Raw genomic sequence first — 17,555 nt, forward strand, 5'->3', positions numbered from 1 at the left:
TGGTGGGCGGCGGCCGTGTGGCGCGCTTGGAGCAGCCCGGAAGCGGGGCCCTTCGCGCGCGCGGCGGCGGTCGCGTCCGGCGCGATCCTCGTCCACAGCCTGGCCGATTTCCCGCTGCGCACCGCCGCCGTCGGCGCCTGCTTCGCGATGTGCCTTGCCTTGCTCGCGGGCAGCCGATCGGTCAGGCGGGCGGAGGAGAACGAGCTCAGGCCGACGCGGCACGTGGTCATTTGACCGGCGCAGCGGCCGATCCGGGGCGCCGCTGAGCGGGAAGGCCGAAGGGGGGAGTCTTGGCAGCTTACTGGGCGCTCTTCGCCTTCTTCGCGGCCGGTGCGATCATCGCGGGATCGTTCACCGGTGAGAACGTGCGGCGGCCCGGCGCGATCTTCGCGATCGGTGCCGTGGCCATGACCCTTATGATCGGCTTGAGATACAATGTCGGCGGCGACTGGCAGACGTATGAGTTCATGTATTATCGCGCCGGGCCGCTGGCCTTCGCTGACGCGCTGTCGATCGGGGACCCCGCCTACCAGGCGGTGAACTGGGTCGCCTACAATTTCGACGGCGACGTCTGGCTGGTGAACTCGATCTGCGCGATATTCTTCGTCTGGGGGCTGTTCCGCCTCTGCCGGACGCAGCCCTACCCGTGGCTCGCACTGCTCGTCGCCGTCCCTTACGCAGTGATCGTCATCGCAATGGGCTACACCCGCCAGGCGGTGGCGCTCGGCCTCATCATGGCCGGGATCGCCGACTTCCTTCGCGGAGGCTCGGTGCTGCGCTTCGGGATCTATGTCGCCGCCGCTGCCCTGTTTCACAAGACCGCGATAGTTGCCTTCCCGGTGGTCGCGCTCGCGACCGATCGCAACCGCCTCGTCAACATGCTGATCGTGCTCGCGGGCGGCATTTTGCTCTACGACCTGTTCCTCGGCGACGCGATGGACAATTTCGTCGAAAACTACATTCGCGCCGCTTATTCCGCCCAGGGCGCCGCGATCCGGATCGGAATGAACATGCTCGCCGCAACCGTCCTGTGGCTTGGCCGGCGCAAGCTCGAGCTGGCAAGAGTGGAATGGAAGGTGTGGAGGAACTTCTCGCTGGCGTCGGTCGCGTCGCTCGTATTCCTGGTCATGAGCCCCTCGTCCGCGGCGGTCGACCGGATTTCGCTCTACATCATCCCGCTGCAGATGGCGGTGCTCGGCAGGGTGCCGCTGATCTTCAAGTCGCGGCTGTTCGGAACGGTCCTCGTCGCAAGCTATTGCTTCGCAGTCGAGTTCGTGTGGCTCAATTTCGCCCAGTTTTCCGACGCATGGGTTCCATATCAGCTGTTCGCGATCTAGCGTTCGCCAAGTCTCTAGGTGACCAGAAGAATGCGGCTGACAGCCTTCACCAAATATGGCCCGATGGCCGCCAGCACCCGCCAGCGTCTGCTGCAATATGCGCCGGCGCTCGAGGCTGCCGGAGTCGAGCTCGATTTCAGGCCGCTGCTCGACGATGGGTATGTCGCGAGCCTCGCGACCGGAAAGCGTTACGACAGAAGGAGGATCGCCGCGGCCTACCTGCGGCGGCTGCGCGACATCGCTTTCGAGCCCCTCGGCGACGTGGTGTTCGTCTACGCCGAACTCCTCCCGTGGCTGCCTTCCGCGCTTGAACGGCTCCTCCTTCGGCGTGGGCGGCCGATCATCTACGACATCGATGACGCCTTCTTCCACACCTACAACCGCCACCGAAGCGCGCTCGTGCGCTCCATCCTCGGAAGGAAGTTCGAGCCCCTGCTGCGTTCCGCTGCAGCCTGCATCTGCGGAAACGCCTATCTGCGCGGCTACGTCTCGCAATATTGCAGCCGCACGTATGTCATTCCGACGGTCGTCGATACGGACGGTTACAAACCCGCGCCCAAAGCCCATGAGCCGCTGCCCGTGATCGGCTGGATCGGTTCCCCCACCACGTGGCGCTATGTTCGTCCGCTGCTTCCCTTGTTGCAGGAACTGGTGAGCGACGGCCGTGCTCGGGTGAAGATCGTCGGCGCGGGCGCCGCGGCGAGCGGCGACAGCTTTCCCGGCCTCGAATTCGTCGACTGGTCGGAGGCGAGCGAGATCGAGCAGGTCCAATCGTTCGACATCGGGATCATGCCCCTCCCCGACGACGACTGGGCTCGCGGCAAGAGCGGGTACAAGCTGATCCAGTACATGGCCTGCGGAGCGCCCGTCGTGGCGTCTCCGGTCGGCGTCAACGCCGAGATGGTTCACGGTGACAGTAACGGTTTTCTTGCCAGCACTCCGGATCAGTGGCGCAATGCGCTTGACCGTCTAGTCTGCGATTCAGCGCTCAGGCACCGGATGGGACAGGAAGGTCGAAGGCTCGCTGTCCGCGACTATTCACTTGTCGCGCACGGACCGCGGTTCGTCCGCATCATTCTCGACTGCGTTCGGAGTTCAACGTAGCCAGCTTAGAGTACAAATTCGAATATGTGTCGACTGCTTTGTTGAGATCGAAGAGCTTTCGGGCGTGGGCCCGAATTGCACCCGGCGAATAAGCGAGTGCTTCCATTCGATTCAACGCATCGGCGTAGCATTGATCGTTAAACTCGCGAATGATCGTGCCGCCGCCTGTCCTTTCAATCACCCGCTCGACATCGCCGACGCCGGAATTCGCTACCATCGGGATGCCCATTGCAAGCATTTCGCCCAACTTAGTTGGAGCACATGCCTCCGCGGAAAACGACGCTCTTTTGAACGCTATGCCAAGGTCGGCGGCGGCGGCAAGCTTGGGGACTTCGTCTCGCCCTGCGGTACGGATGATGAGGCTTCCTTGGTTTACCCCAGCGCGACGCGCCTCGCCGAAAATCAATCGGGCGTTCTCCATCGTCACGAGCAGGAAGCGTGCGCCGGGATTCCGGCGTTTGTACACACTGAAGAAGTCCATCATCTCTGTGAGCATGTAGCTGCCCCCCAAAGACCCAAGGTAGCCGAGCACAGGAGCGTAGGCGTCGATGCCCAGCTGCGCACGCGCGGTATCGCGTAGCGTGGCAGCCGGAATGAAATGCGAGAAGTCAACGCTCGTCGGGATGACCGAAATGCTGTTCGCACGCCCGGCGAGTTCTGGACGGCGAAGCAGGGTCTCCTTCGCGGTTTCGGTGAGGCTGACAATATAGTCCGACGTCTGCAGCAGGTTCGATTCCAGGCGTTTGAAGTAATGATAGATGCTTCGATACAGGCGGCTGTTGAGGTCCCAGCTGCCGCTATCGACCCGTTCGTCGGGCCAAAAGCCGCGCATGTCGAACAACAGCGGCACTTGGCGATGGCGCTTGAGCTTGAAGGCGGCGACCGCTGCGACATAGCTGCGGCAATGAACGAGATCGAACCGCCTTCGCCGGTTCAGCGTGAAGGCCTTCCGCGTAAGTCGGACAACGTCATAGACCGTCGATATCACCGGCGGTTTGTGATGGTAATGAAGGGGAAGCCAATCGATGCCACCTGCCACACAGAGTGCGCGCACCGCTGGTTCCTCGTTGGTCAGGGCGAGATGCTTTTCAAAAGAGAGCACGGTGATTCGATGGCCGCGGTCTGCGCAGCCAAGGAGGTACGGAAGCACTTGGGAGCGGCCGAGTGGGTCGGTAAGTCCATCATAGCTGAGGTACAGAACCGTAGCTGGAGTCACGGAGGGGGCATCTGCAGCAACTGTTCTTCCTTTTCCACCAGCGGTGTAGCAAGATCGGACCGTGCCGCAATCGCAGTCAGGGACTCCCAAAAAAGGCAAGCACGTGCCGGATGCTTTCGGATTCGTCGAGCGTCGGGACTGCCCCGTGTGCGGTTGCAGCCGAACCACAACGGCCTTCCGAATTCCATTCGACAAAGGCGCAATCGGGCGGTTTCTCCGTGACTATTATGCTGTTGATCCAAGACTGCTGCGTGCCGCCCCCTATGAGCTGATGCGCTGCCCGGATTGCACCCTCATCTTCCAACGGTTTGCCGGAGATGATGCATTGCTCGACGAACTCTATGGCAAGTGGATCAACCATTCCTACGTGCCCGAGCTCGATCAGCAGTACCGGGCCGAAGTCTCGGCGCCCCTGCGCTCGCGCGACGGCCATGAAATTCTGATCGCCGCCGATGTTCTCAGCATTAGGCCCGAAGGGATGACCGTTTTGGATTTCGGCATGGGTTGGGGGATGTGGGCGCGTATTGCCAAGCAGTTTGGATGCGACGTCTACGGTCGGGAAATTGCGGCAGACAGAGTAGAATATGCTGTGCGCCACGGCGTCCGCCCGATCAAGATTGACGAACTTGGCAAGCCGATGTTCCACTTCATTAACACCGAACAGGTCATGGAACATGTCCGCGACCTCGCGGCGACCGCAAGTCAGCTCGCTCAGTCGCTGCGCCCTAACGGGATTTTGAAAATCTCGGTTCCTAACGCGGAAGGCGCGCTGCGAATCGCCGGCGACCTTCGTTCCGAGCGCTGCCGCGGGACCATTGAAGAGCTCATGCCGGTACACCCGCTTGAACATGTAAACAGCTTCACACGCCAAGCTCTTTCGAAACTCGCCGAACGTCTTGGCTTGAAAGTCATCCGCCCTGGCATCGCGCAGCGTTATGCCTTCTTGAAGCGGCGTGGCTCAATCCTACTAACGGAGCCGGCGAAAGCACTAAAGGAGCTGGTTCGACCGATCTACCAATATCACAACCGGTCAAATCTCTATGTGTGGATGCAAAAGGCGGGATGAAGGCGCGCGGTTCAGCTGACCGTGGCTACTCCCGTTCCGGAGGGTTCGCCGATGCGGCTCGTCTTCATCAAGCCGGCGACCAACTGAATTCGCTACTTCGAAGTCCCATTGGTGAGCAGCGCGACATAACGGTCGATCGCCGCGGATCCGCTAATTTCTTCGGCCCGCGACCTCAGAACGTGGCCCGAGACCGGCGATTGAAGCGCCGTCTTCATTGCGTCTGCAAGGGAAGCAGGGTCATTGCACGGCACCAGCGGTCCATATTTGCCGCCTTGCAGGATCTCGGCCGGGCCGCTCGGACAATCGGTCGAGACCACAGGCACCCCGGCGTGCATTGCCTCTATCAGCACGTTGCCAAATCCCTCATAGTCTGAGGAAAGCACAAAGAGATCGGCCGAGGTGAGCAGCCTCTGCGGATCCAGAACGAAACCCGAAAGCACCACGTCTTCAGCGACACCCAACTGTTCTGCCAGCTCAAGCAACTCCTCCCGCAGCGCACCTTCACCGACGATCATCAACCTGGCTTCGCGACCGCGGCGCAGGCGTGCGAACGCGTCGATTAGTAGCTTGTGGTTCTTTTCGGCCTTGAGATTGCCGATGGCGATGATCCGGTCACCTACGCCGCCCCATGCTGGCTCGCTGGCGAGTTCGGGATTCACTTCGGTCTGCGGCAGCGGATTATAGATCACTTGAAATTGGTCGAGGGAGACTCCGGACAGCCGGGCGAGATCGGCGGCTGCTCCGTGCGAAACCACCACGCGGACGTCCGCAAGCGGATAAAACAGCCGGACGCTCCATTTGAGCGCGTGCATTGCCGATCGCGATCCGCCGTAGTGAAGGCTCAATTGGGTATGATCGCTGACGATCAGCCGGGCGCTGCTTCGCGCAATCAGCTTGGCGACGATCGCTGCGATGGTCACGGGCCACATGCGGGCCTGGACCACGTCCGGGCGTTCGCAGCGTAGATAGCGAACCAAGGGGCAAACGGCGTTGCGGATCCGCGCCGCCTTCAGATCGACAACCCGTATCTCAGGCGGGAGCCGTTCCAATAACTGCCCAGTAGCTTCCATCAACACGAAGTCGACCCGGTGGCCGAGCTCCACGAGTCGGCGTGCGATATGCAACGCAACTCGCTCGGCCCCGCCGCCGGCCAGATTCGGAAGCACGAACGCGATGTGTGTGATCCTGTGTATCGCAGCGGTCACCTGGCGCTCCAGCGCACCCGCCACTGGTGGTAGGAAAAAAGGTACCAGATGAGCGCGAAATTGACCTTCCTCCCAGCGCGGTAGCTGTCGACCAGACCCCGCATCGCCTTGCGGTCGAACTCATCCGCCGGCTCCGACAGCACGTCGGCAATGCGTCTTCGGAGATCGCCCCGCACCCAATTCAGAATGGGTGGCGCGAAGCCACGTTTGGGTAGTTCGTACAACTCGCGTGGCAGATAGCGGCCGAGCACCGCCTTGAGCGCCACTTTGGTTGTGCTGCCATCGATCTTGAACCGCGCCGGCAGTCTGGCTGCGAACTCGACCAGCCGATGGTCGAGCATCGGCTCGCGCCCTTCGAGGCTGTGGTACATCGTTGTCCGATCGACCTTAACCAGGATGTCGTCGGGGAGGTAGTTCTTGAAATCCCATTCGCCCATCTGGCTGACGAGATCGCCGCGTAGCTCGGGCGGCAGAAAGGGCTCGCGATAGGATGGGAACAGGTGCGTGATATAGCTTGCGCTGGAGCCGCCGAAACGGCGCTGCATGAACTTGAGAAACGAAGCAGACTCGAGGAGTGCGGCCTGGCGGCGCCAGCGTTCGCTTTGGTGCACGCTCGAAAGTGTAGCCCGTAGCTTCAGCCCGGTGCGTGCCGCTGCTCGCCCTGCTCGTCCGAGCGCTCGAGTTTGGCCCCAGCGGCGGATCAGCTCGACATACCGCGTGTAGCCTCCAAACAGTTCGTCCCCGCCGTCGGCGCTCAGCACCACCTTCACGCCGTGCTCGCTGGCGAGTTGCGACACGAACGCTGTCGCGATGCCGGAGGCGTCTCCATGCGGCTCGTCGAAGATGTCCCCATAATGATCGAGGATGTCGAGCGCCGCCTGTGAAGTCAGAATCCGTGAATGATGGGTCGTCCCCAGATGCCTCGCAATGCGCTCCGCTTGTGGCGCCTCGTTTAAACCAGGCTCCTCGAAGCCAATCGTGAAGGTGCGTAACTCGCCGTGTTGGCGGGCCAGCACCGCTGCTACCAGTGAGCTATCGACGCCTCCGCTGAGGAACACGCCGACGGGCACATCCGCGACCATCCGGTATGCGAAGGCATCCTCCACCAGCCTCTCAAGCTCGTCGACCACATCGTCCAACTGGCGCGCATTCCAGCGCGCGTCCGCGTCAAACGTGACGTCCCAGTAACGATGAAGCTCGACCTGGCCATCGCGGAACGTCAGCCAGTGCCCGGGCGGAACCTTGTGGACATCTCCCAAGATCGATCGTTCCTGGCCAACGTAGCCGAGCGAGATGAACTGCGACAAAGCGTCTGCATCGATAGAGTCCGAGCAGGTTGCGCCAAGATACGGTTTCAGTGCCTGCAACGTACTGCCGAAAGCAATTCTCTTGCCTGAAGTGCAGTAGAAAAGCGGTTTGACGCCCACCCGGTCACGGCAAAGGTGCAGCTCCCGCGTCCGCTCGTCGTAAATGGCGAAAGCGAAGATGCCGATGAAACGCTTAACGCAATCGCGTCCCCAGCGGTCGAAGGCTTTCATTATGACTTCTGTGTCGCTTGCGGATGCGAACGTGTCGCCAAGAGCACTCAGCTCAGCCCGGACCTCGGCGTAGTTATAGATTTCGCCGTTGAATGTGATCAGCAGGCTACCGCGCCGCATGGGCTGGTGGCCGTGCGGCGACAGGTCGATGATCGCGAGCCGGCGGTGGCCCAGGCCGACCCCGTCCGCAAAGTGAATGCCCGCATCATCCGGACCGCGCCGCGCGATCGCCGCGCTCATCGCCTCAAGGGTCGACCGTTCCACCCGCCCGTCTATGAATCCGCAGATGCCGCACATCGCCGCTTAACGCAGCCCCGCGCTGCGCAGCACCAACTTTACTGCTTCCTTGGCGTGGAATAGGTCTGGCTTGGCCGTACGAAGCAACCTCGACCACGCAGTGCCAATTGGACCCTTTTGGATCATCAATTGGGTGAAGAAGCGGTTCTTCATGGCGATGCGATCACGAAGCCAGGCGTCCGCAACCCGTGAGCCGACCTGTTCGCGCAAGGGCGCCGCAATGTGCCGGAGCATGGCCACCTCGTGTCCGTAGTCAGCCTGCTCGACCGTATAGGATGCGTTGCGACCGTGCCGAGTCCAGACGCCGACATGTTTATTGGCAACGAGCACCTTGCCCTTGAGCGCCAGCCGGCAGAGCGAGTCGGTATCAGCGCCCAGCGAGTCGAGAACGTAGAAGTTTGTCTCGAGCGCCATGCCGCGATTGTAGATCACTGCAAAATGCTGGCTTGCCCCGAGTTCCGGCCAGCCCAGCACATAATCGGAACCGTCCATGACCGTCAGCTCGGCCGACACCCGTAGCGGTGTCAGTCTGACCGTGCCGTGAGCATCGTCGAGGCCCTTGGATCCCGCCGCATATAGGACCGCCTCACGATGCTCGCCGAGCGCTTCCATCGCCGCGCTGAAGAAGGTCGGATCGTCATAAAAGTCGTCGCCGTCGAGGTTCACGGCCCAATCGCCACTGGTCAGTTCGTAAAGGCAGCGGCGGTAATTCTCGACGCGACCCAGGTTGCGTGGAGTGCGCGTGACCTTCACCTTGCCGCCTGTGTAGCGCCGTGCGATGTCGAACGTTCCGTCGGTCGAACAGTCGTCGGACACCACGACCTCGAGATTTGAATAGCGCTGAGCAAGGACGCTCTCGATCGCCCGTGCGATATACTTTTCGTGATTGTAGGTGGGGATGCTCACCGACAGCAGTGGCAGGGGATCGCTCGCACGTCGGGGAACGGACTTCGGCACTGCTCCTGTTCTAACGGCGATGCTCGGATCGACGCAACAATGGGCTGGCTCGCGCGAAGGCCGGCGCTAGAAGCTGATCCGGTCGGAGCATGGCAGCAAGTGAGCATCGGACGTCATACCACATACAATCTGATAGGAGGTCTTCTACCGGTCTTCGTCAGCTTGATTTCAGTTCCGCTGTATCTCCACCTGATAGGCGAGGAACGGTATGGTGTGCTCGCAATCGCCTGGACCTTGCTCGGGTACTTCAGTCTCTTCGACCTCGGTCTCTCGAAAGCGACAGCACAGCGGATCGCCGCTGGTACCGGCGAGCAAGAGGACACAGCAGTCACTTTCTGGAGCGCCTTGGTCGTCAACGTGGCGATGGGCATCGTCGGTGGCATAATCCTGTTCTTCGCGGCGCAGCTTGCTTTCATTCACTACCTAAAGGTTTCTCCCGATCTTCGGCCTGAGATTGCAGCCTCCGTGCCGTACTTGGCCGCGGCGGTTCCGATCGCCACGATCGGAGGGGTTTTGACTGGAGCATTGATAGGTCGGCAACGATTCCTTGAGACAAATACAATTTCTGCAGCGTCGACGGTTCTCAGTCAGCTTGCGCCCATTGCCGTCGCTTTGGTCTTCGGCGTTCAATTGACTGCGCTGATTGCTACTGCACTGGTCGTTCGTTTTGCAGCCCTGCTGTTGTTGCACCATCAATGCACGAGGCACGTGACTCGCGGAGCCGACGTACGCTTCAGTCCGGCGGAAGCGTGGCGGCTACTCAAATTTGGCGGATGGGTGACGGTTTCGGCATTTGTTGGACCGCTTATGACAGTATTGGACCGGTTCGTCATCGGCGCTCTCCAAGGTGCCGTAGCGGTGGCTGTCTATACTGTTCCATGGCAGCTTGCGCAGCGGCTGCTGCTCCTGCCCGGATCCCTGCAGCTCGCACTTTTCCCCCGGCAAGCTGCCGCCAACAGCAAGGATCAGATTCGGCTTACGCGAGCCGGCATCCGAACGGTAGCGATAGTAACGGCTCCCCTCGTCGTCGGTGGGGTGTTCTTGATGGACCCGTTCCTCAAGCTTTGGATCGGCGGCGACTTCCACGTAATGGCATCAGAGGTCGGCCGGATCGCACTCTTCGGTTTTTGGGCGAACGGAGTCGCCTATGTTCCGTTCGCCCAGATAGAAGCGAGGGGCCACGCGCGCCGCGCGGCAGTCGTGCACCTCCTGGAGTTACCGTTCTACCTGATCAGTCTTTTTGTTCTGATGAGAGCGTTCGGGTTGGCTGGCGCTGCCGGCGCCTTCGCTCTGAGGTGCGCCGCCGATGCCGTCGTGTTCAACACGATCTGTCTAGGTCGCTTCGCGGCCTGGCGGGAGCCGCTGGTCCTGGGCGGCTTGTTGTTGATGGCTTTGCTTTGTGCAGACATCTTTCCAACCTTCGGATGGGCTTGGTTCCTCAGTTTTGGAGCGATGCTTGCGATTGTTTGCGCCGGCTGTTGGATGTTTGCGCCATCGGAACTGAGCGCCGTGGTCAGGCACAATATGTCGCGGATGAACCCTGCTCTGCGATTGCCGTAGGCTTTCGGGCAATCACTACATGCTGACTGGCAAAGAGCCGCGGAAGAGCTTTCGCGCCCAATCGCACGAGGGGCGCTTTGAGTGACTTAGGCAAAAAACGGAAAGCCGATCGATAGTAGACTGGCAAGTTGGTGCCCGCAGCATAGCGAAGCATGACGATCTCAAAGCCAGAGCTCCTTATCAACGAGCGCAGCGTCTTCTCGGTAAACCACCGCAAGTGCGTGGCATCCATTATACCGACCGGCTCGTAGTCAAATCGGCCAAAAAGAAGGTTCGCTCGAACGCTCCAGTGCGCGACATTCGGCACAGAGGCCAACAATAATCCGCCCCGCTTAAGTGCTCCCCAAGCGGTTTGCAGCATCGCAGCCGGTGCGGGCGAATGTTCAAGAACATCTGCGAAGACAATCACGTCGAACGGAGGTTGCGTCGCGACGAATTCGCGATCGAATTGAGAACTCACAACCTTCAAGCCCAAGGTGCGTGCCACAGATGCTCGCGTTTCATCCGGTTCCAGGCCTAACACATCGTTCTGCTTGTCTGCATTGACGATCAGGGTTAGCCCACCGGTTCCACAACCGACGTCAAGTACTCGGGCGCCTTTGGGCATGGCGTTACGCATCAGACCCGCCACCTCGTTCGGGTCACCTGTGTGACCGTCGTATCGCAAAGCATCTAGGCGAGCATCGCTTAGCCCACGCGCATTTTCATCGGGGGATTTCAGCATTCCGACCTCGTGTGCCACCATTTGCGTTCTAGACACGGGCCAGAAGCCGCGCGAGGTCCGCTGCTAGTCGCGCTCCCTTGTGCGCCGTTCTTCTGAAAACTTGAGCAGTGCGAGGAGATCTCTCCACGGACACTGCCAACGGGGCGGCGGCCGTTTGCCATGCACGGGTGGGCTCGTGGGCAATGCGTGAGAGGGCCGCCGCAATCTGCGCAAGATAGGCATGACCAAAATGTCGATCCGGCTCCAAATAGGCGCCTTCTGCCCATTCGTTCCACGCATTTATGAACACAATGCGTTCGGGTTCGGGCTGTGCCAATGTCTTGCGGGCGGCAGCTTCAAGCCATGCACCCCACTTTTGAGGCGTGGACCCATGAATGACCAACGCGCGGTTCTGACTCCGCGCCGTATTGTCCCAACTCGGACAAACCCCGGGGAAATACCGGAAGTCTTTTGGCTCGTGTGACAGTGCCGCCTGAGCGACTTCTTCGTAACGGCGCAGTGTGCCAGCAAAATCAGGATCGAACAGACTGCTGGGGATAACGCGACGAGCGCTTTCGCCTGGGCCGAAAGGAGGAAAGCCGACTGCGCCATCCATTCCGTAAACGCGCGGATCGTTCTGGCCGAAGTGGTGCTGTGGCATCAATAAGAAGGGGCTTTCGCCCCGCGTTGCAAAATATTCTCGCCAGCGCTCGACTGTTGCTCGAGCATTCGGAAGCAGCTCCGGACGGTAGAGCATCAGGAGGGGTCGACCCGATATTCTAATATATCTCGGATCATCGAAAACACGGGCCAAGGAGCGCGCAAATGCGACATCGTCTTCGCATGAATGCGCCTGCGGCATCAGTACGTCTGTCTCGTTGCCATCCCACCGTCGGGTCCAGTTCTCGTTGGCCCAATTGATGCAGAACGGAAGATCGATCCCTCGATCAGCCAGCAAGTTGTCGAGCGGCGTCTGAAGCAGGCGCCGGCCATGAAACCAATAATGGTGGAAGCAGAACCCTTCGATCCCGTAGCGGCGAGCAAAGTCCGCCTGTCGGCGTAAGGTATTGGGATGACTTAAGTCGTAGAAGCCCAACGCTTGAGGGAGTCGGGGTTGATAATGATCAGGAAACTTCGGGAGTGTCTTGGTGACATTGGTCCATTCGGTGAATCCCGCGCCCCACCAGCGATCGTTCTCCGCAATCGAGTGATATTGGGGTAAGAAGAAAGCGATCAGCCGGATCGGGATCTTGCTGGGTAGAGTCGGAAGTACCGAGCCGTCGTCGAATTGCGGACCCGGAGCGACGTTCTCCTGATATTGTTCGAGTAGCCGTTCCGCCATTCGCCTCACACTAAAAAGTGGATGCCGCCGAGAAGGCAATCGCGCTAGTATCCACCAGCCGAAGCCGCAACCCTTCGGTCTGTTCGGTTTCACCAGCCGCGAATGCGACGAGCCCTTGGACTAACTGCCATCGCGCGGGCTAGAGCCGCATACATGTGTGGAATTGCCGGAATCATCGGTCCTTCGGCTGCCAGTCCCAAGACGCTTGCGGCAATGACCCACCGGCTCGCGCACCGGGGCCCGGATGACAAAGGTTCGTGGATCGACGCCGAGGCCGAAATAGGCATTGGCCACCGGCGCCTTTCGATAGTGGATCTATCGCCTGCGGGACACGAGCCCATGGTTTCTGATTCCGGCCGGCTGGTGATCACGTTCAATGGAGAGATCTACAATCATGCGGAAATCCGGGCAGACATTGATCGTCAGGGTCTAACACCCGGGGGAGGCTGGCGCGGGCACTCCGATATCGAAACGCTCTTGCAGGCGATTGACTGTTGGGGGCTCCAACCTGCACTGCGTAAGGCTGCAGGCATGTTCGCATTCGGCTTGTGGGATCGCCAGGACCGCACGCTTAGCTTAGTCAGGGATCGCTTTGGCGAGAAGCCGCTTTATTACGGTTGGGTAGGCAGGGATTTCCTGTTCGCCTCGGAGCTGAAAGCCTTTCGCGATCACCCGGCTTTCGACGGTCGGCTCGACCGTAGCGCGCTTCGCCTCTTCGCGTCGCGCACCTACATCCCGGCGCCATTCTCGATCTTCCGGCGCATCTTTAAGCTGTTGCCGGGTTGCGTGCTGACAGTTCCGGCGGAGGCGGCGGCTCACCCGCTCGACGAACCTCCGACTGAAGGACGGAATGGAAGGCTTCGGATCGACCGCTACTGGTCGTATCGCGACGTAGTTCGGAACGGGCTTGCTGACCCAATCACGAACGAGGGGGACGCGCTTGTCGAGCTCGACCGCGCGCTCAGCCGATCCGTGGCGGATCAGTCGGTTGCCGATGTTCCCGTCGGCATGTTCCTTTCGGGAGGAATCGACAGCTCGACGATTGCAGCAATCTATCAGCGCGCTTCAAGCCGCCCCATCAGGACCTTCTCGATTGGGTTCGAAGACTCCCGATATGATGAGGCTTCTTTCGCTCGCCGTGTCGCTGAGCAGCTCGGGACTGTCCACCACGAGCAAATCGTGACCGACCGGGACGCGCTCGACGTGATTCCATCACTTCCGCGAATCTATGACGAGCCCTTCGGCGACAGTTCCCAAATTCCCACTTATCTTGTGAGCCGCCTCGCGCGCTCGGAAGTGATTGTCGCTCTCACCGGTGACGGAGGAGACGAGCTCTTCGGTGGCTATTACCGCCATCTCTACGCTCCGCGACTTTGGCAGCACGTCAGCCGCTTGCCCCTTTGGGTTCGAGCGCTCGGGACGCCGCTCAGCCGCGTTCCCCCTCAATTTTGGGGCCGCGCCGGACGCCTCCTTTCAAAACATGCGTGGCCGAACTCGGGCGCAAAGATCCAGAAGGGCCTGCGCGTGGTTTCGTCAGCGCGGGCAATCGACGATGTTTATGCGAGCTTTCTTGACGAATGGCACTTTGAAGCCTCTCCTGTGCTTGGGTCCGCAGGCGGCGAGTGTCGATGGGATCTCAATATTGGAAGTGCGGCTCCCGACGAGGCACGGATGATGTATTGCGACGCCGTCTCCTATCTTCCTGACGATATTCTTTGCAAAGTCGACCGGGCGGCAATGGCGGTCAGTCTAGAGACGCGCTTGCCGTTCCTCGACCATAGGGTGGCCGAAATCGCGGCACGTATTCCGCTTTCGCTCAAGATGTCCGGCGAACAGAGCAAGGCAGTGCTGCGCAAGCTCCTCTACCGGGAAGCTCCGCGCGAGCTGTTCGATCGGCCGAAAGCAGGGTTTGCCGTACCTGTCGGCGAGTGGCTCAGGCGTCCCCTGCGGCCTTGGGCAGAAGCACTTCTTGACGAGCAGCGGATGAAAAATGAAGGCTGGTTCGACGCCGGGGCCGTGCGCCGGCGCTGGCATGACCATTTGACAGGCCGGCGTGACTCGACACCCGCAATCTGGGCGATCCTGATGTTCCAGGCGTGGCTGCATGAGCAGCAACCGCCAGCCCGAGCTGCAGCGTAGACTGAACGCTATCGCGAGCCGAAGCCGGTGAGAATCGTCTTGATCGTCCGCAGCAGGATAAGAAGATCCAGCCACGGAGAGAAATATTTGATGTAGTAAAAGTCATATTGGAGCTTGCGGTGGACCTGCTCGACGTCGGCTACGTGGCCCTGGTTGACCTGCGCCCAGCCAGAGATGCCCGGCTTCACGACATGGCGATAGCGATAGAACGGGATCTCGCTTTGGTACCAACGCGAGAGCACCTCCGCCTCGGGCCGCGGACCTATCCAGCTCATTTCCCCCTTCATGATATTGAAGATCTGCGGCAGCTCGTCGAGCCTGAATTTCCGCAATATCCTGCCCACGCGGGTGACCCGCTCATCGCCATCGCCAGTCATTGCCGCGCGAAGCTCGTCATCGATGGCGGTCTCGCACATGGTCCGGAACTTGTAGACGGTAATCAGCCTCCCGGCATGACCCACGCGCTTCTGCCGGAACAGGATCGGCCCGCCGGTGTCCATCCTGATTGCCAGGGCAATAACCGCCATGATCGGCAGTGCGACCGGCAGGAGGAGAAGCGCGAACGCGAAGTCGGCCGCGCTCTTGAGGTAGAAATAGCCGCGAGCCGGGACCAGCGAGCCGAAGCTGTTCTCCGACAATTGCTCGAGCTCGACCCGCCCGGTCAGCGATTCCGATAATTGCTTGACCTGGTAGACGATGCGCCCGGCAAGCGCCGCCTCCGCGAGGAACGCCTCCCATTCCTCCGGGAGGTCCGCGTTGAAATCGGCAACGATCGCCTGGCAACCGCGCGTGTCGTGCAGGCGGGGCCTCGACAGCGCCAGCCAATCGACATCCGCAATTCTCTTCAGAAGCTGAGTTCGACCGAACGGGACCACCGCGATGCGAGGCCTGACCCCAAGCTCCGACGAGACGAAGATCGCGTACAGCCAGGCCACATGCAGCACGAAACCCAGAACCAGCGCGAAGCGGTCGTACGGCAGGCGGGTGAACACGAACCAGGCGAGCGCCGCCCCGTGGGCAGTTAGCGCGGAGGGCAGGATCACATAGGCACGGCGGATTCCGGGATAGGACTCGATCGCAAGCCGCATCCAGAAAGCGAGAATCACCGCGGCGACGTTGGCGATGAAGGTGTTCACCGCCGCCGGCTCGAACGGTTCGCCAGGCAGGAAGAGGCTTCGGGTGAGCCAGGGGAGCGTGGCTGCGAGAACGGCTGCACTGGCAAGCTGGAAGCGCTTGCGGCTCAGCATGGGGCGCGCCCGCAAGCCTGCCCGCTCGCTAGCGGCATCGGTGCGAAGCTGATTCGGTTCGTGCCTCAGCACCAGTCTCCCGTATGAACATCCGCGCGCCAATGGGAATCGCCGGTCGTTCGTCTAGAACTGTTCCCTCCCGCATTGTAGTGCGTCCGTTCGCGGCCGCGATGCAACTGATTGATAACTGTAGCGATCGGATGCGCGGCTACCGCCGACATCCAAGTGAATGAAAGGGTCGACCCGCTGGCATGGCCCGCATCCTCGTCGCCGCGAACAGCATCTGGAATATCGGGCACTTCCGAGCCGGGCTCATCCGCTCGCTGATCAAGGCAGGGCACCAGCTCATCACTGTTGCTCCCGAGGCTGCCGGTATCCAGGTCGGCGGAGTGCCCATAAAGCACCGGCCATGCCGGATGGACAGGTCGGGAACCAATCCCCTCAAGGATCTGGCGTGCCTTCGCGACCTGGCTCGGATCGTTCGTGATGAGCGCCCCGACATATTCCTCAGCTTCACGATCAAGCCCAACATCTACGGGAGCTTCGTCTGCGCGCTGCTCAAGGTTCCGGCGGTTCCCAACGTCAGCGGACTGGGAACGGCGTTCCTTGGAAGCTCCGTATTCCGGCGCGCGGTCTCGCTGATGTACCGCGTGGCCTTCGCAAGAGCCAAGGCGGTGTTCTTCCAGAACTCGGACGACCGCGACCTGTTCGTGTCGCTGAAGATCGTGAAGCCCGCTCAGGCCGTGGTCCTGCCCGGTTCGGGTATCGATCTGTCCAGCTTCGCTCCGGCCAGCCTCCCCAGGGAGCTGCGCTTCCTGATGATCGCGCGTCTTCTGGGCGACAAGGGCGTTCGCGAATATGTCGAGGCGGCGCGCAAACTGCGAGCCGCTCTTCCGACCGCCATCTTCTCGTTGCTGGGTGACCTGGACCGGGGCAACCCGACGGCGGTCGGTGAAGACGAGCTGGAGGAGTGGATTGCCGAAGGCGCCATTGAGTACCTCGGTTCCACCCCCGACGTGCGGCAATTCATCGCCAACTCGACCGCTCTGGTCCTCCCCTCCTATCGCGAGGGTTTGCCCCGGACGTTGCTTGAGGGCGCGGCCATGGGAAGGCCGTTGATCGGCACAGACGTCCCGGGATGCAGACAGGTCGTGCGCGACGGTGTTACCGGCTTTCTCTGCCGGGCCAGAAGCGCCGACTCTCTTGCCGAGGCAATGCTGCGGCTCGCCGTCAGGTCGCACGATGAGCGGGTCGCGATGGGGGCGAGCGCAAGAAAAATGGCGGAAGACGAGTTCGACGAGGCCCTGGTCGTGCGCTTCTATCTCGACGCGATCACGCGACCGGATTGACCGGGCCGGCCGGGATGTGCGCTTCAGACTGCGACGACGGGTGGACCGCTGACCTCGAAATATTGCTCCATCGCATCGCGGCCTGCGGGAGTGAGCTTGAGAAAGGTGCGCCGCCGGTCCCTGGTGTCGGGGTCCCGGCTGATCAGACCCGCCTGCTCGAGCTCGCCAACCCACCTCAGGGCCGTGGTCTGAGCGACCGCGGCAACCTTGCAGACTTGAGTCACCGTCACCCGTCCGGCCTCAAGCTCGACGGCGTAAAGCTCGAGGAGAATGTCCCAACCGGGATCCGCGAAAGTCGCGTTGCTGAAAATCTGCTCGCGCCGGCGGCGCGCCTTGATGATGCTCCGGATCCAGTGCGGTGACACCTCGTCGGAGGGCAGGCTGGGGTCGAAATCGACGATCATCGAACGCAGACGGTCGAGTTCGTCCTGCATCCGCTCGAGCTGCTCCGCCAATGCTGCGCGGGTACGGATGGCCTTTCGCATTGTCGGTCAC

General features: G+C 61.1%; 14 protein-coding genes and 1 pseudogene. 7 read left to right on the plus strand and 8 right to left on the minus strand.

The window, feature by feature from the left end; genetic code table 11:
- The 3 genes and pseudogenes from GH737_RS01995 to GH737_RS02005 form a co-directional block, all read left to right on the plus strand.
- Positions 1–234: pseudogene (locus tag GH737_RS01995) on the plus strand (O-antigen ligase family protein); the annotation flags it as partial.
- 56 nt (positions 235–290) lie between these two features.
- Complete coding sequence (locus GH737_RS02000) at positions 291–1,337, plus strand: EpsG family protein (RefSeq protein ID WP_155263188.1); 1,047 nt, start codon at positions 291–293, stop codon at positions 1,335–1,337.
- Between the two features lie 30 nt (positions 1,338–1,367).
- The gene (locus tag GH737_RS02005) at positions 1,368–2,441 is read left to right on the plus strand and encodes a glycosyltransferase family 4 protein (protein WP_155263189.1); all 1,074 of its coding nucleotides are present in this window, start codon (positions 1,368–1,370) and stop codon (positions 2,439–2,441) included.
- Here GH737_RS02005 and GH737_RS02010 read toward each other — a convergent pair.
- Positions 2,410–3,591: a glycosyltransferase gene (locus tag GH737_RS02010; RefSeq protein ID WP_196232927.1), complete on the minus strand. Its 1,182-nt coding sequence runs from the start codon at positions 3,589–3,591 to the stop codon at positions 2,410–2,412. The two genes, GH737_RS02005 and GH737_RS02010, sit on opposite strands and share 32 nt — an antisense overlap.
- Before the next feature lie 169 nt (positions 3,592–3,760).
- On the opposite strand from GH737_RS02010, the gene GH737_RS02015 reads away from it, so the two are divergent.
- On the plus strand, positions 3,761–4,723 hold the full coding sequence (locus GH737_RS02015) for a class I SAM-dependent methyltransferase (protein ID WP_196232928.1): 963 nt from the start codon (positions 3,761–3,763) through the stop codon (positions 4,721–4,723).
- Positions 4,724–4,815: 92 nt separating this feature from the next.
- Here the strand turns inward: GH737_RS02015 and GH737_RS02020 are convergent, their stop codons facing one another.
- Genes GH737_RS02020 through GH737_RS02030 form a run of 3 tightly spaced genes read right to left on the minus strand, consistent with a single transcriptional unit; the run spans position 4,816 to position 8,669 of the window.
- A complete protein-coding gene (locus tag GH737_RS02020) occupies positions 4,816–5,952 on the minus strand; it encodes a glycosyltransferase (protein WP_196232929.1) in 1,137 nt (378 codons plus the stop codon).
- The gene (gene asnB, locus GH737_RS02025) at positions 5,925–7,763 is read right to left on the minus strand and encodes an asparagine synthase (glutamine-hydrolyzing) (RefSeq protein ID WP_155263193.1); all 1,839 of its coding nucleotides are present in this window, start codon (positions 7,761–7,763) and stop codon (positions 5,925–5,927) included. Before asnB (GH737_RS02025) ends, GH737_RS02020 begins: the two co-directional genes overlap by 28 nt.
- Before the next feature lie 6 nt (positions 7,764–7,769).
- Positions 7,770–8,669 carry a glycosyltransferase family 2 protein gene (locus GH737_RS02030; RefSeq protein ID WP_196232931.1) on the minus strand — a complete coding sequence of 300 codons (900 nt, stop codon included), beginning with the start codon at positions 8,667–8,669 and terminating at the stop codon, positions 7,770–7,772.
- Positions 8,670–8,819: 150 nt separating this feature from the next.
- Between GH737_RS02030 and GH737_RS02035 the strand changes: the two genes are divergently transcribed.
- Positions 8,820–10,280: a flippase gene (locus GH737_RS02035; protein WP_196232932.1), complete on the plus strand. Its 1,461-nt coding sequence runs from the start codon at positions 8,820–8,822 to the stop codon at positions 10,278–10,280.
- Here the strand turns inward: GH737_RS02035 and GH737_RS02040 are convergent.
- On the minus strand, positions 10,234–11,004 hold the full coding sequence (locus GH737_RS02040; protein ID WP_196232933.1) for a class I SAM-dependent methyltransferase: 771 nt from the start codon (positions 11,002–11,004) through the stop codon (positions 10,234–10,236). The genes GH737_RS02035 and GH737_RS02040 overlap by 47 nt on opposite strands.
- A gap of 28 nt (positions 11,005–11,032) precedes the next feature.
- The gene (locus GH737_RS02045) at positions 11,033–12,325 is read right to left on the minus strand and encodes a glycoside hydrolase family 99-like domain-containing protein (protein WP_155263197.1); all 1,293 of its coding nucleotides are present in this window, start codon (positions 12,323–12,325) and stop codon (positions 11,033–11,035) included.
- Positions 12,326–12,478: 153 nt separating this feature from the next.
- Here GH737_RS02045 and asnB (GH737_RS02050) point away from each other — a divergent pair, with 153 nt between their 5' ends.
- Positions 12,479–14,464 carry an asparagine synthase (glutamine-hydrolyzing) gene (asnB, locus tag GH737_RS02050; protein ID WP_155263198.1) on the plus strand — a complete coding sequence of 662 codons (1,986 nt, stop codon included), beginning with the start codon at positions 12,479–12,481 and terminating at the stop codon, positions 14,462–14,464.
- Between the two features lie 8 nt (positions 14,465–14,472).
- Here the strand turns inward: asnB (GH737_RS02050) and GH737_RS02055 are convergent, their stop codons facing one another.
- On the minus strand, positions 14,473–15,711 hold the full coding sequence (locus GH737_RS02055) for a sugar transferase (protein WP_155263199.1): 1,239 nt from the start codon (positions 15,709–15,711) through the stop codon (positions 14,473–14,475).
- Between the two features lie 251 nt (positions 15,712–15,962).
- Between GH737_RS02055 and GH737_RS02060 the strand changes: the two genes are divergently transcribed.
- Positions 15,963–17,060 carry a glycosyltransferase family 4 protein gene (locus GH737_RS02060; RefSeq protein ID WP_155263200.1) on the plus strand — a complete coding sequence of 366 codons (1,098 nt, stop codon included), beginning with the start codon at positions 15,963–15,965 and terminating at the stop codon, positions 17,058–17,060.
- A gap of 23 nt (positions 17,061–17,083) precedes the next feature.
- Here GH737_RS02060 and GH737_RS02065 read toward each other — a convergent pair whose 3' ends face one another.
- Positions 17,084–17,545 (minus strand): winged helix DNA-binding protein, encoded by a 462-nt coding sequence (locus GH737_RS02065; RefSeq protein WP_155263201.1) that lies wholly within the window; start codon positions 17,543–17,545, stop codon positions 17,084–17,086.
- Positions 17,546–17,555: the final 10 nt, after the last annotated feature.

The organism is Sphingomonas segetis (genome assembly GCF_009720245.1).
GTDB lineage: Bacteria > Pseudomonadota > Alphaproteobacteria > Sphingomonadales > Sphingomonadaceae > Sphingomicrobium > Sphingomicrobium segetis.